This window comes from Sporosarcina sp. ANT_H38, from assembly GCF_008369195.1.
GTDB lineage: Bacteria > Bacillota > Bacilli > Bacillales_A > Planococcaceae > Sporosarcina.
On sequence record NZ_VOBC01000001.1, the window covers coordinates 1,730,174 to 1,744,163 of the forward strand.

Genomic DNA, 13,990 nt, shown 5'->3' on the forward strand with positions numbered 1-13,990 from the left:
CACTCCTTCAACGTTATTAAATCCCTGTTTACATAGTAAAATTTCTATCCTTCAAGTTCTTTTAATTCACGATATTTACCGTTGCAAAACATTAATGGCTCTTTTTCTTCGATTTTAACTCCAGTAACATGACCGATAAAAATCGTATGGTCGCCTACAACATATTCGCTATACAATTCACACGTAACAACGGCTAACGCATCTTCTAGGATTGGCAATCCTTTATAAGAATCAAATGTAATTTCAGAATCTATATTAAGCTGACCTGAAAATCGCTTCGACACATTTTGTTGGTCAGATGATAATATGTTAATCGCGAACTGATTAGCATTTTTAATATGCTGATGCATTTTCGCATTTTCTCCAATACTAATTGCAACCAACTTCGGGTTTAGAGAAATAGACATAAACGCATTCGCTGTCATGCCATGTACCTCTTCTTCAATTTCTGTTGTAATAACCGTTACGCCTGTTGCAAAACTGCCCATAGCATTTCGGAATAACCGATCATCAATCTCGTACTCTACTTGCAGCATCATTCATTCTCCTTTCCAACTCATATAAGACGTTGATTTATTTTAAAAATACTATGCCCGCTTCTTTTTTCGATTTATTTAAAAAGTTTGTAACCATATCTTTATAAGGTTGCTTATCAAATCCATCATAATAGGCATTTGACATTCTCACTGGGTCTCCAAAGAAATAATATTCATAGAGAGCTTGTCGGTTACCGAATGCACTAATAGAAATATCCCATGCTAAACGGAATAACTGTACTTTTTCCTCGCCGTTAATATTTGCACCTTGTGTGTAACGATGAACTAAGGGGCCGACATCTGTATTGCTAAAGTCTGCTTCAGTTGGAAGTGCCATCAATCCGGAAGCCCCTAGAATTTTAATGATTTCATTCATACGTTGATACATTTTCGGGAACCAATTGCGCGCTGCGTTTAGTGGTTCAAAATCTGGCGTCATATTGCCGTATTGATCGATCTTAGCATTATGCTCAGATTTGAATAAATGAGAACGCATCACTTCTAAAATAACCATGATTTCACTTGCTTTTTCTTTAACATGCATGAATTTATCAATTCCAATTGCCTCCATCATACTGATGACAACACCTAGAATGAACTCGGTTTTAACGACGTTTTTAGAGATAACTTGATGCGTCATATGTATAACCGCATTTGTCTCGGTATACGTACGATTACATATATCTGTACTTTCACTTACAAAAACTCTTTCCCATGGAACAAATACATCTTCAAATGAAATGATTGCATCACTCTCATCAAACCTAGCACCTAATGGATGATCCCATTTGCTTTTGCCATAGTCGAATGATTCACGGGATAGGAATTTTAAGCCCTTTGTATTATTTGGGATTGCAAACGCAAATGCGAATGGATCATCTGTAGTTCCTGGCGTTCTGTTTATAGTAGAGGGGAATACAACGAGCTCATCAGTAATACCGCCTAGTGTTGCCAAGAGACGACAACCATTCACAATAATTCCGTCTGAAGTCTTTTTCGTAATACGTGCGGAGAGAAATGGATCTTTTTGCTCTGCTTGTGTGAGCATCGACCTGTTTACCTGTGGATGAATTAATGTATGTGTTAAGCTAATATCATTTTCACGTGCATATTCATAGTAATTAGCTGCGTTTTTTGCAAATTGGTCGCTTCCGCCGCCTTCTTGTGCAAAAAACTGACTAGCTGTACCAAATGCCATAATACTTGTATTCAAATAGTCTGGGGAACGTCCCATCATACCGCCGGAAAAAGTCGCCCATTCAGTATGCATTTCACGTCTTTTAAACAAATCTTCTTTCGTTTTAGGTGCAATAAAAGAAAGGCCAACCTTTTTTCCAGAGGTCGGTGATGTATACAGCATTTTTTCTGGCTTCTCGTGTTGTAAATCATAAAGACCCGCAACACTTTCCACTACATTTTTAAATGCTGGATGTATGGTAACATCTTCTACTTTCTCACCGTGAATCCATACTTCCGTATTCCGTTCTTTAATACCTTCAATATATTCTTTCCCCGTTCGTGCGCCCATTCTATTCCCTCCTTATTTCGTATACATTTCCCATTCAAATTCAAGCCATCTCTACTACTTCTACTTATTGATTTCTTCTGGCCACTGAAAAAGTTTTCAGTAATTTTAATCTTCAGAACTCTTTATCTATGATGATATACTAAATCATATATGATTACAAGAAATATTTAACAGTTATTTCCTGCTGAATTTAATAGGTTACTTAACCAGTTGTTTTCACTTTCACTTAAATCTAGAGTGAATATTATTTTGTTTATACGTACCTGCTTCACTAAATTCGATTAATTCCATTGACAATGCTAAATAGCGCTCGGACATTACTAGTGAGAAATGGTCTTTCATCACTTCAAATAGCGCATCACAAACGTCTTTCATTATTTCTTCTGAGCGTCCAGCCCCTATTTTCAATACGGCATGGACAAAGGCATCATCCTCAGTACCATCTGCCACACGGTACTCTTTAAGCTCAATCGCCCTCGACCGAATTCCTCCTATCGGAAATATAGTGTCTCGTGCAATCAAGACCTTATGAATCTCTTCAAATAGTTTTTCAATATTCACTTGATCTTTAATATTATCCGTGTACTCTACAATAAAATGTGGCAAGTAGATTCCCTCCTTTTCACACTATCGATTTGTAAAGGATTCGTCCCCGATAATGGTATTTACCAAGCGTCCGATTCCCTCCACTTCTGTGACAACAACATCTCCAGCGACTGTATCGACAGACCCCTTAGGAGTACCTGTGAGAATGACGTCATTTTCACTTAACGTCATAAAGCTACTTAAGTACGCAATAAGGGCTGGAATATCAAAAATCATATCCGCAGTCGTTCCATCTTGAACGAGTTCGTTATTGATATATGTCGTCAATTTTAAATTCATCGGATCGGTAACATCTATCGCATCAACAATCCAAGGGCCAAATGGCGTACCAGTATCACGATTTTTCACGCGCAAATTGGGACGATAATAGTTTTCCAAATAATCTCTTATTGCATAATCATTAGCGACACTGTACCCTTTAACATATTTATAGGCGTCTTCTTTTTTAACATTGCGGGCTGTTTTACCGATGATGACCGCCAATTCGCATTCATAGTGCATATAGGTTACATCTGAGGGACGACGCGTATACGCTAGGTGCCCAATAAACGTATTCGGTCCTTTTAAAAAGACGAGTGGTTCTGTTGGCGCGGCAAAAGCAAGTTCTGCTGCATGATCCGCATAGTTGAGCCCTAATGCAAATACTGTTCGAGGTTCTATCGGCGTAAGCCAAGTTACTTCGTGTTCTTCTACAATTCGACCATCATCTAATTTGAGTTGCCCTTCCCATTCAATTGCTTCATGGATGGCCCCCCCATATGCTATTCGCGCTTTTCTCATATCGTCCCCCTCCATTTGGATTCTTTTTCGTCAACAATAACGTTAACCAAACTGCCAATACCCTCTATTTCGATTCGAATTTTATCTCCTATCACAGCTTGTGGTGCCTCTTCAGGAACCCCTACGAGTAATACATCACCCGGACTTAAAGTCATGAACTCAGTTACATCTGCAAGTAAACGTGAGACTGAACGAATCAAATTCGATGTGGAATTTTCCTGATGAAGAGTATCATTGATGAATACACGAATAGCTAAATCATCAGGGTTATCCACTTCATGACGAGCAATAATCCATGGACCAATTGGACAAAAACCATCACGTGCATTATGTTGAACAGCAGGACGGTATACGCTATCATGTGGCACGCTGACATCATTCACAATCGTATAACCTGCCACATAAGACAGCGCAATCGCTTCGTCCACAGCGAGAGCTTTTTTACCAATTACTACTCCAAGTGCCGCCCCTATTTCAAGCTTCGATACTCCAGCTGGCATAGGAATTTCCCCACCATAACGATTGAAAGTATTTGCCGGTTTAATATAAAGAACCGGGGCAATCGGCGGTGAACTATACGGTTTGTCATTTACAGCATCGCCAAGTCTTGCAAGTACTCCCTTATAGTTCAGCAATGTACCAAAAACCGTTCCTGTAATAGGGATATCGAGCTGTATATCATCAGTACTTAACACCCTGTCTTCTAACCTGACTGTATTCGTTTCTGTATTTACATCCACTGAAACTAATTCTCGTGTCCCTATCACTTTCATCCTTGCCAAGTTCATACGTTCCACTCCTTTAGTTAGTAGGCTATTTTTCCATAGCGCATATAACTATATTTCCTGAGAAATACTATTCTGTTTGCACAAAAAGGCGCCCTTCCTGTAGATTGAAGTTTTCAAACCACAAACTAATAGAAGAGACGCCCAAGCGTTTTAAAACAACTTATTACACCGACAACAATGCTTTGTCACTCGTTAATTTTTCGCCACGAATGCGTTGGAATTCATCCATCAGCTTTGGAATTGTTAATTCTTTCTTTTCATCTGCTTCTATTTCTAAAATAATTTGCCCCTTATCCATCATAATTAGCCTGTTCCCTAAGTCGAGTGCTTGTTGCATATTGTGAGTAATCATCAGTGTTGTAAGCTGATCCTTTTCAACAAGTTGCTTAGTTAATTTTGTAATTAGTTCGGCTCGTGCTGGATCTAGTGCAGCAGTGTGTTCATCAAGAAGCAAAATAGATGGTTGTGTAAAGGTAGCCATCAACAGTGAAAGTGCTTGCCTCTCTCCACCAGAAAGCATTCCTACTTTTGCATTCAGACGGTTTTCAAGGTTTAAATGGAGCGTTTCAAGAGATTCGCGGAACAATTCACGACGCTTCTTGTCAACGCCTTTTTTTAATAGTCGCTTTTTGTTTCGTGAATAGGCCATAGCAAGGTTTTCCTCAATTGTCATCGTAGGAGCTGTTCCTGCCATCGGATCTTGAAATACCCTTCCAATCATTTGTGAGCGCTTATATTCCGGCAATTTTGTAACGTCTTTATTAGCAATTTCAATAACACCGAAATCAGGAGAAAGAGCACCGGAAATCATATTCAACATAGTCGATTTTCCAGCACCGTTGCTTCCAATCACAGTCATAAAATCCCCTGGGTTTAATTTCAGATTAATTTGATCCAAAGCAATTTTTTCATCAGGTGTTGCTTCATTAAATAATTTATTAATTTGACTAAGTTTTAGCAACGGATTTGCCCCCCTTCATAAGCAAATTTTGATGCTCTTCTAAACGTTCAGCATGGCGTTTGGCTTTTCTATTTTTCTCTCGCTTCTTTTCAAAGAACTGAGGTAAGATCAACGCGCCAATTACAATTACAGCAGTAATTAATTTCATATCTCCCGTATCGAGAAAGTCCACTCTAAGTGCAAGACCTAGTACGATTCTATAAATAATGGCTCCTGCAATTACAGCAAATGTTGTTCGCATAATCGTCTTCGTACCAAATATTGCCTCACCGATAATTACGGAAGCTAATCCAATGATAATCATTCCAATTCCCATTCCAATATCAGCGAATTTGGAATACTGAGCGATCAATGCACCAGAAAATGCAACAAGCGCATTTGAAAAGCCAAGACCAACAATAACGAGTGTATCTGTATTAGCGGACAAACTTCGAATCATTTTCTTATTATCACCAGTAGCTCTTATCGCAAGACCCACTTCAGTTTTCAAAAACCAATCGACAACAAATTTAATGATCAACACGATAATGATCATGATGAACAATGTACCCCAACTTGAAGGTAAGTGCTGAAACCCTAGCATACTGAAAAAATTTGTAATGGAAGAGTCGATACCTAAAGAACTCCAGAACGTTTTAAACTGAATGAATAGTGTTTCAGCATTTAATAAAGGTATATTCGGACGACCAATTGAATTTGGAGAGGTCAGCCCCATTATGCGTAAATTTATTGAATACAAAGCAATCATCATTAGTATTCCCGATAGAAGCGCATTGATCTTCCCTTTTGTATGTAGGAGGCCAGTCACACATCCTGCAAGAAAACCGATTACGATAGCAACCGCCGTAGCAGCCACCGGATGATATCCGAAGATGATCATCGTGGCCGCAACTCCAGCTCCAGTTACAAAACTTCCGTCAACTGTTAAATCCGGAAAATCCAACACTCGGAATGAAATGTACACGCCAAGTGCCATAATTGCATAGATGATTCCTTGCTCTACAGAGCCAAAAACAGCTGAAAACATGTAGAATCACCTCCAATTTTATTCGCTGAATTCAGCTTTCCATTCGTCTTTTATGTCAATTCCTACAGTGGTTGCAGTGTCTTTATTCATAATCAATTTTAACTTCTGAGGAATTTGAACAGGTAAATCAGCCGGTTTACTTTCACCTTTTAAGATTTTCACAGCCATTTGTCCTGCTTCATAACCGATGTCAAAGTATTCAAACCCATATGCTGCTAAGCCGCCTCGTTTTACAGAGTCAAATTCACCGACCATCATTGGAATTTTATTGTCATTAGCAACTGAAATGACCGATTCGAGCGCAGAAACAACCGTGTTATCAGTGATAATGTACATAGAATCTACTTTACCAAGCAATGATTCTGTCGCTTGTTTCACATCTGCAGAAGTCGCAACAGATGCTTCAACTACAGTCATATCCAGACCTTTTAGTATTTCTTTTACGGCATCTACTTGAGCACGAGAGTTCTGCTCTCCAGAGTTAAACACCATTCCTACATTTTTTGCACCTAATTCTTCCTTAAGGAACTTCATTGTATCGGAAATCGCTTCAGGATGAGCGTCGATTGTACCTGTTACATTACCCCCTGGGCTTTCCATTGAGTCAACAAGTTCTGCTCCAATTGCATCTGTTACAGATGTGAAAATAATTGGAATTTCTGATGTAGCGCTAGCAGCTGCCTGGGCACTAGGAGTTGAGTTTGCGAATATTAGATCGACATCTGCGCTGACAAGATTAGTAGCAATCGTCGTATTCGCACTATTATCACCTTGGGCAATTTGAACATCATATTCTGCGTTAATTCCTCCGTCTTCTAAGGCCTTTTTAAAACCATCGTAAGCTGCATTAAGTGATGGGTGTTCTACAATTTGGCTGACACCTATTTTATATTTTTTCGAGGTCGTTTCCTTTTCCTGACCTTCCCCACCATCACCACATGCTGCAAGTAGTAATGTGGTACTAAAAATTACAGCCAACATTTTTCTCCAGCCGTTCTTCATAACAATTCCCCCTCTTTACACTGTATTAGTTAGTATTAATGTGGATCAAAGGAATTAAAGTGTGTAATGATGTGTCGAAGAAAAACTAAATCAACTTCATCATCACAATATTCAGTCTCCTTATTCGTTTAGTATACAATTCTGCTAGTAACATAGATAGGACTTTCTTCAATCAGATCGTTAACAAGTCTTTCTTTTTAATCGGTGCTGCATGAATTGCTTGTCCGATTAACCCCTCTACCGCTTCAAGTAGTCCTTCATTAAATCCGGGATGTGCATAGTGTGGGAATTTAATATCTTCTTCTTTCGCAGCCATTTCAAGCAACTGGACAAAGGAACCTGACATTTCAACAGCTCCTTCTCCAATCATATGAATGCCCTGGATGATTTCCGTTGTTGAATCAGAAATCACTTTAATAAACCCATCCTTTTTCCCAGTGATTGTTGCATACCCGTTTCCACCTAGAGCATATTGACTGACACGAATTGCCAAGTCAATTTCGCGCGCAGTTTGTTCCGTAAGTCCCACGGAAACAACTGGCGGAATTGTATGTGCAACAATTGGCATAAATGTAAGATCCACTTCCGTTTGTTCCCCTGCAATCGATGCTACAGCGGCTTTTCCTTGTTTGATTGCTTTCACTGCGAGCATTGGACCTTCCGTTACATCACCGATTGCATAGACAGAAGGGATCGATGATTGCATATTTCCGTTTACCTTTATGAATCCTTTACTTGTTTGTTCAATTCCGAAACGGTATATACCTAGCGTTTCCAAATTGGGTTTCCTTGTACCGGATACATATAGATGCGATCCACTTATGGTCTCTTCTATATTTTTATCCGTTTGAAACGTTAGTGTAATTCCGTATTCAGTCTGATTTGTTGATATGAATTCAAGTTCTTTATACACTTTTATTTTACGCTTTTTTAATAAACGATTTAATTCTTTATTGATGGATTCATCGAAAGGAAAGCCTACTTTGTCATCAATAACAATACTGACTTGTGAACCTAAAGCCGCAAAGCTAGAAGCGACTTCAAGTGCAATGTAATCTTGACCTTTTACTATCAAGTGTTTTGGTAACTCTTCCAATTTATATAGTTCATGTGGCAATAGAATTCTTTCCCCTTTTTCTTGTATGCTAGATGGCATAATTGGGTTACTTCCTGTAGCGATAATGACTTGATCAAATTCAAAAATATCAAATTGATGTCCATTTTCTACACCGATTCTGTCTATCGTAAGGAATGTAACTTTCCCACGAATTATTTCAATTTTGTTTGCATTACATAGATTCTCTACACCAGATCTAAGCTGATTGATAACTTTTTCTTTATAAGAAAGGAGCTTTTTTATATCGAATAGGTTATCAGAACTTCCAATTCCCATATCCTGAAAATGAGCTATTTCTGAGTATTTAGCTGCTGCATGTGTAAAGATTTTAGATGGGATACACCCTTCATTCAGACAAACACCGCCCATATCAGCTTGTTCAATTAACGTGACTGAGAGACCAAGCTGTGCACCGCGAATGGCAGCAGAGTAGCCGCCTGGCCCCCCTCCAATAATAATGAGATTTCTTTCCTGACTGATTTCCCCAACAACCATTTTAAATCATCTCCATCATCAGTTTGTGTGGCTGTTCAATTAGGCTTGCAAAGCGGTTCGTAAATGCAACGGCTGTCGCGCCATCAGCAACACGGTGGTCAAATGCCATGGATAGTGTCATGATATGACCGATAACGATTTCATCATGAATATTGACGATCGGTTGTTTTTTTGTTTTGTGGAAAGCAATAAGTGCCGTTTCCGGGTAATTGATAATTGGTGTTGCCCCTGTACTACCAAGGGGCCCAACATTACTCACTGTAAATGTGCTATTTTGCATTTCAAACGGTTGTAATTTCCCAGCGATTGCTCTTTCCGTTAATCCTTTTATATCTTTGTTAATTTCTTTAATTGATTTCTTATCGACATCATGGATAACTGGGACAATTAGTCCGCTTTCTGTGTTTGTAGCGAAACCAATATGATAGTTTTTCTTAAGTAATATCCGATTATTTTCTTCGTCAAGTTCGGCATTGAATATAGGGAAATCCTTCAGTGAAATAACAAGTGCTTTAATAAGAAATGCAGGAACACTGACTGATTCACCAGTTACTTTCAACTGCTGTCTCATATGGAATAAATTCGTCATATTAACTTCGTCAAAATGAGTAACATGCGGAATTGTAAAGAGTGATTTTGTCATCTTTTCAGCAATTTTTTTTCGAATCCCTCTAAACGGAATTTCATCGGGAGTCTCTTGAACAACCTTTGCCTGCTTAACATCCTTCACTGGTTCCGAATCAGTTTGTTGTTCTTTTAAAAAACGGAAAACATCTTCTTCGGTTATTCTTCCAGAGGGATCACTAGCATGAACATCCTCAATATTTATGTTATTGTCGCGTGCAATTTTACGTGTGTATGGTGCAGCAAGTACTCGGTTAAAAGGAATGGGCAGCGATTTCCCCTCTACATTTGTTGTTGGGATTACTTTCCTTTCGACAGTTTGTTTCGTCTCTACTTGTGATTTTGGTTCAGTCCGAATGGCTTCTTCTACTTCAATGGAAAGTAGACTTGTTCCGACCTGAACGATTTCACCTACTTCGATACGAATTTCTTTCACGATACCTGAGCAGGGAGAAGTAAGTTCAGCCACCATTTTGTCTGTTTGTACTTCGACTAGCGGCTGATCCAACCTTACAGAATCTCCAACTTTGACTAAGTAATGGATCACTTCTCCTTCAGTCATTCCTTCCCCAATATCATGCAACTTTACTTCGAGCATTCCATTTCCTCCTCAAAAATGAAGCACTTTTTCTATTCCTTCAACGACGCGTGCCGGTGTTGGAAGATAATGTTCTTCTAATGTAAAGAATGGAACCGGTACATCAAATCCAGTAACGCGTTCAATCGGCGCTCGTAGATAAAGGAAAGCTGTATCATTTATAATCGATACGATATCGTTGCCGAGTCCCCCAGTATTATGTGCTTCATGAATGATGACCGCCCTCGTTGTCTTTTGCACAGACTCAGCAATAATGTCACGATCAATAGGATACAATGTTCGCAGATCGATAATCTCACAACTAATCCCTTTTTTCTCGGCCTGTTCAGCTGCCTTCTCCGCTATTGAAATCATAGCTCCCCAAGCTATAAGCGTGACATCCGCACCTTCACGTACAATTTTCCCTTTACCAATTTCTACAGTATATTTTCCAACAGGTACTTCTTCTCTCTTCGAACGATAGTTTTTCATAGGCTCCAAAACAAGCACCGGATCAGGATCTTCCATTGCTGCAATCAATAACCCTTTTGCATCGTATGGATTCGATGGACAAACGACCTTGATGCCAGGCATATGTGTGAATAAAATTTCTACACTGTCAGAATGTATTTCAGGTGCACGAATTCCTGCCCCATAAGGTGCACGAATGACCATAGGCACAGTAAAACGAGACATCGAACGCATTCGAATCCGTGAAACATGTGTCATAATCTGTTCGTAAGCAGGGTAGATAAACCCAAGGAACTGGATTTCTGCAACTGGTCGAAAACCATTAACTGCAAGACCAATTGACGTACCGATAATTCCTGCCTCTGAGAGTGGGGTGTCAACAACCCTGTCATCACCAAACTGTTCCTGGAGTCCTTCTGTCGCACGAAAAACTCCCCCGTTCTTACCTATATCTTCTCCCAGTATAATGGTCCGATCATCCTCTTCTAACATCAGGCGCATACCATCATTAATCGCTTGAATTAACGTCATCTGTTTTGTCGTTTCTTTTTTTTGATCCAACTCTTTCAACTGGGTCATCAATCACTGCCTCCCTAAATGTGCAAGATAAGCTGCTTTTTGTTCAGCGAGGTGAGCTGGCATTTCAGCATATACATTATCGAAAACGTCAGCTACATTCGGCGGTGGGAACTTTTCCATTTCTTCTACAGCTTCTTCAACTTCTCTAGTTGTTTTTTCTTTAGTAGTTTGAATCCATTCATCATTCCAGTAGCCATAATTTTTCATAAATAACTCTAATCGTATAAGGGGGTCAACATAGTTTTCCCCTTGTTTTTCAGGACGGTATTTAGACGGATCATCAGCAGTCGTATGGGCACCTTTTCGCCATGTAACTGCTTCTATCAACGTCGGTCCATTTCCATTCCGAGCATTGTCAAAGGCCTTTTTCGTCTCAAAGTAAACTGCAAAACAATCATTACCGTCAATCCGGAATCCTGGCATACCATAAGCAACTGATTTTTGTGCTATTGTCGCAGAATTCATTTGTTTTTCAATTGGAACCGAAATCGCATACCCATTATTTTGATTAAAAAAGACGACTGGCACTTTGAATACGCTCGCAAAATTCAATCCTTCATGAAAATCTCCTTCAGAAGTAGCACCGTCTCCGAAATAGGCAATTGCTGCATTTTGTGTTCCCCTTCTCTTTTCAGCCCAAGCAGCACCCGCGGCATGGGGTAGCTGAGTCGCAATTGGAACAGCTGGTGGGAAAATATTTCTATCTGCCGGGGCTACACAACCTTCTACTCTTCCATTCCAATACAAGAATGTCGTAGCCATACTTTTACCAAATGTTATCGTTGCGCCATGATCACGATACGTCGGGAAAACCCAATCGTCCGCATTTAATGCGAGCGCACTACCAACTTGAGCAGCTTCCTGTCCTTCAAAAGGCGCGTAAGTCCCGAGGCGCCCCTGTCGTTGCAAATTAATCGCTTTTCTATCAAATGTACGAATGCGTAACATGTGATAATACAACTTTTTAACCAATTGCTCATCTATCTGCTTTTCAAAATCCGCGTCTACAAAGTAGCCTTTATCGTCTACTATTCTTTTTATTGGATAATTATGTTCCACTTAATCTTCCTCCAATCAAGAATGATTGCGAATTGCCCACTTTGGTTTCGCTGGTGCTGAGTAAAAGTTATTCCGTTTTCCACGATCGGCTATTCTTTTCTCACACATTGCATTCGCTGATTCCTCTGTTGTTTTGCCACTACTCGCAGCTTCCTTATACACTTCCAAAATCGCATCGTATATATGTTTTGTTTTTGCAAGTACCCGATCATGATTAATGCCATACAATTCATCTGCCACTTGAATAAGTCCACCAGAATTGACGATATAATCGGGTGCATATAAAATCCCTTTATCTCGCAACAATTTACCGTGTCTATCATCTAATAACTGATTATTAGCCGAACCTACAATCGCTTTTACTTTAAACTGAGGAATTGTAGCGTCGTTAATAATCCCACCGAATGCACACGGAACGAATAGATCCGCTTCCTGCGAATAAATTGCTTCATTAGCAACAATTTGTACATTGCCAGTTGTTTTTGCAGCAACTTCTTCAATTGACCGCAGACTTTCTTCATTAATATCTGTTACAAAAATGTGAGCTCCCGCTTCAAGCAATCCGCTCGCTACTTTGAATCCTACTTTTCCAAGACCCTGAATCGCATAAATATGTTGGCCTAATTCGTCACTTCCAAAGAGCATCTGATTGGTCGCTCTAATACCATACAAAACACCCGCTGCTGTCGGAATAGCCGAATCACCACCGCCTCCATATACTTCAGGAAGACCGTTGACGAAATTGGTTTCTTTCATTGCGTGAACGAAATCTTCCATCGTTGTTCCCATATCCGTTCCCGTATAAAAACGACCGCCGAGTGAGTTCACAAATTGACCGAACGCGCGAAATAATTCCGGTGATTTATCTGTTTTGGGATCACCGATAATAACGGCTTTTCCACCTCCGAAGTCGACATCGGCTGCCGCGCATTTATATGTCATTCCTCTTGAAAGGCGAAGAACATCTTCTAATGCTTCTTCCACACTGCCATAAGGTTGCATACGACACCCACCCAGTGCTGGTCCAAGCGTTGTATCATGGATTGCAATAATTGCACGTAAGCCTGTTGAAGGATCATTACAAAAAACGACTTGTTCATGTTCACTCATTCGATCGAAGAGTTCAAATTCCTTTGTTATTGACGTTCTCTCAGCCAGCATCATGCGATTCTCCCCTTTAGGATTGGTAATCCTGGTTCTCTTTTTAGGAATAAATTTCTTTTAACTTTTCTGCTATCTTTTCCTTTGGCAATATGACTTGCATCACTTCACCTTTTCCGATAAGCCCTAAATGATTTTCTGCAGTGACTTTTGTCACAACCCTATTGCCACTGAGCTCAATTAAACTGGCTGTCAAAGTAACAGTAGATCCAAGTGGAGATGCCGCAAGATGCTTCAGCTGAACTGACGCACCCATTCCTTCTTCATGGTCTTCCAAAAATGGAAGAATGATTTTTCGAGAAACCCACTCCATATGATATGTCATTGCTACCGTTGAATAGACAGGGTGCACAACTTTCCCCTCAAATGAAGCAAACATATCCTCTGTCACAATTATCTCAATTCTTTCTTCTCTACCTACATTTAATCCCCGCTTCATCATCGATCCCCTACTTAAGTTATAGTTTAGGTGACTCGTTATAATGCTGAAAATAAATAAGAAATTAAAATCATTTTCTATTAGGCTCCTTTTTTTATTTTCAAACCAACTTTTGTAACCGCTTACAAAACCATGTTATTTTTCCTCTTTTTATTGCTCTCTGTTTACATTATCGAAATTTCAACTAACCTTTTATATGGTAGGGTTAAGTACCAGACCACTACTAGTTAACTGAAGGAG

14 protein-coding genes are annotated in these 13,990 nt (G+C 39.6%); all 14 read right to left on the reverse strand.

What is annotated here, in order from left to right; all coding sequences use genetic code 11:
- Positions 1-44 precede the first annotated feature (44 nt).
- The gene (locus tag FQ087_RS08240) at positions 45-536 is read right to left on the reverse strand and encodes a flavin reductase family protein (RefSeq protein ID WP_255452178.1); all 492 of its coding nucleotides are present in this window, start codon (positions 534-536) and stop codon (positions 45-47) included.
- A 37-nt stretch (positions 537-573) separates the two neighbouring features.
- Positions 574-2,064, reverse strand: a complete 1,491-nt coding sequence (gene hpaB / locus FQ087_RS08245) for a 4-hydroxyphenylacetate 3-monooxygenase, oxygenase component (RefSeq protein WP_149579982.1) — start codon at positions 2,062-2,064, stop codon at positions 574-576.
- Between the two features lie 222 nt (positions 2,065-2,286).
- A complete protein-coding gene (locus FQ087_RS08250) occupies positions 2,287-2,670 on the reverse strand; it encodes a 5-carboxymethyl-2-hydroxymuconate Delta-isomerase (RefSeq protein ID WP_149579983.1) in 384 nt (127 codons plus the stop codon).
- A 21-nt stretch (positions 2,671-2,691) separates the two neighbouring features.
- Positions 2,692-3,450, reverse strand: a complete 759-nt coding sequence (locus FQ087_RS08255; protein WP_149579984.1) for a fumarylacetoacetate hydrolase family protein — start codon at positions 3,448-3,450, stop codon at positions 2,692-2,694.
- Positions 3,447-4,238 (reverse strand): fumarylacetoacetate hydrolase family protein, encoded by a 792-nt coding sequence (locus tag FQ087_RS08260; protein ID WP_149579985.1) that lies wholly within the window; start codon positions 4,236-4,238, stop codon positions 3,447-3,449. Before FQ087_RS08260 ends, FQ087_RS08255 begins: the two co-directional genes overlap by 4 nt.
- A 163-nt stretch (positions 4,239-4,401) precedes the next feature.
- The gene (locus tag FQ087_RS08265; RefSeq protein WP_149579986.1) at positions 4,402-5,199 is read right to left on the reverse strand and encodes an ABC transporter ATP-binding protein; all 798 of its coding nucleotides are present in this window, start codon (positions 5,197-5,199) and stop codon (positions 4,402-4,404) included.
- Positions 5,186-6,226 carry an ABC transporter permease gene (locus FQ087_RS08270; RefSeq protein ID WP_149579987.1) on the reverse strand — a complete coding sequence of 347 codons (1,041 nt, stop codon included), beginning with the start codon at positions 6,224-6,226 and terminating at the stop codon, positions 5,186-5,188. The genes FQ087_RS08265 and FQ087_RS08270 overlap by 14 nt, the downstream gene beginning before the upstream one ends.
- An 18-nt stretch (positions 6,227-6,244) precedes the next feature.
- Positions 6,245-7,228 (reverse strand): ABC transporter substrate-binding protein, encoded by a 984-nt coding sequence (locus FQ087_RS08275; protein WP_149579988.1) that lies wholly within the window; start codon positions 7,226-7,228, stop codon positions 6,245-6,247.
- Positions 7,229-7,400: 172 nt separating this feature from the next.
- Complete coding sequence (locus FQ087_RS08280) at positions 7,401-8,840, reverse strand: dihydrolipoyl dehydrogenase family protein (protein WP_149579989.1); 1,440 nt, start codon at positions 8,838-8,840, stop codon at positions 7,401-7,403.
- Position 8,841: 1 nt separating this feature from the next.
- Positions 8,842-10,062, reverse strand: coding sequence for a dihydrolipoamide acetyltransferase family protein (locus FQ087_RS08285; protein ID WP_149579990.1), 1,221 nt, complete (start codon positions 10,060-10,062; stop codon positions 8,842-8,844).
- A 12-nt stretch (positions 10,063-10,074) separates the two neighbouring features.
- On the reverse strand, positions 10,075-11,091 hold the full coding sequence (locus FQ087_RS08290) for an alpha-ketoacid dehydrogenase subunit beta (RefSeq protein ID WP_188006674.1): 1,017 nt from the start codon (positions 11,089-11,091) through the stop codon (positions 10,075-10,077).
- Positions 11,092-11,094: 3 nt separating this feature from the next.
- Positions 11,095-12,150, reverse strand: a complete 1,056-nt coding sequence (gene pdhA / locus FQ087_RS08295) for a pyruvate dehydrogenase (acetyl-transferring) E1 component subunit alpha (RefSeq protein ID WP_149579992.1) — start codon at positions 12,148-12,150, stop codon at positions 11,095-11,097.
- Between the two features lie 15 nt (positions 12,151-12,165).
- Complete coding sequence (locus tag FQ087_RS08300; RefSeq protein ID WP_149579993.1) at positions 12,166-13,314, reverse strand: Leu/Phe/Val dehydrogenase; 1,149 nt, start codon at positions 13,312-13,314, stop codon at positions 12,166-12,168.
- A gap of 40 nt (positions 13,315-13,354) precedes the next feature.
- Positions 13,355-13,750: a thioesterase family protein gene (locus FQ087_RS08305; protein ID WP_149579994.1), complete on the reverse strand. Its 396-nt coding sequence runs from the start codon at positions 13,748-13,750 to the stop codon at positions 13,355-13,357.
- Between the last annotated feature and the right edge of the window lie 240 nt (positions 13,751-13,990).

Coding starts and splice junctions, on each gene's coding strand:
- FQ087_RS08240 (WP_255452178.1), bottom strand. CDS start 536: ATGCTGCAAGTAGAGTACGAGATTGATGATCGGTTATTCCGAAATGCT.
- hpaB (WP_149579982.1), bottom strand. CDS start 2,064: ATGGGCGCACGAACGGGGAAAGAATATATTGAAGGTATTAAAGAACGG.
- FQ087_RS08255 (WP_149579984.1), bottom strand. CDS start 3,450: ATGAGAAAAGCGCGAATAGCATATGGGGGGGCCATCCATGAAGCAATT.
- FQ087_RS08260 (WP_149579985.1), bottom strand. CDS start 4,238: ATGAACTTGGCAAGGATGAAAGTGATAGGGACACGAGAATTAGTTTCA.
- FQ087_RS08270 (WP_149579987.1), bottom strand. CDS start 6,226: ATGTTTTCAGCTGTTTTTGGCTCTGTAGAGCAAGGAATCATCTATGCA.
- FQ087_RS08275 (WP_149579988.1), bottom strand. CDS start 7,228: ATGAAGAACGGCTGGAGAAAAATGTTGGCTGTAATTTTTAGTACCACA.
- FQ087_RS08280 (WP_149579989.1), bottom strand. CDS start 8,840: ATGGTTGTTGGGGAAATCAGTCAGGAAAGAAATCTCATTATTATTGGA.
- FQ087_RS08285 (WP_149579990.1), bottom strand. CDS start 10,062: ATGCTCGAAGTAAAGTTGCATGATATTGGGGAAGGAATGACTGAAGGA.
- FQ087_RS08290 (WP_188006674.1), bottom strand. CDS start 11,091: ATGACCCAGTTGAAAGAGTTGGATCAAAAAAAAGAAACGACAAAACAG.
- FQ087_RS08300 (WP_149579993.1), bottom strand. CDS start 13,314: ATGATGCTGGCTGAGAGAACGTCAATAACAAAGGAATTTGAACTCTTC.
- FQ087_RS08305 (WP_149579994.1), bottom strand. CDS start 13,750: ATGAAGCGGGGATTAAATGTAGGTAGAGAAGAAAGAATTGAGATAATT.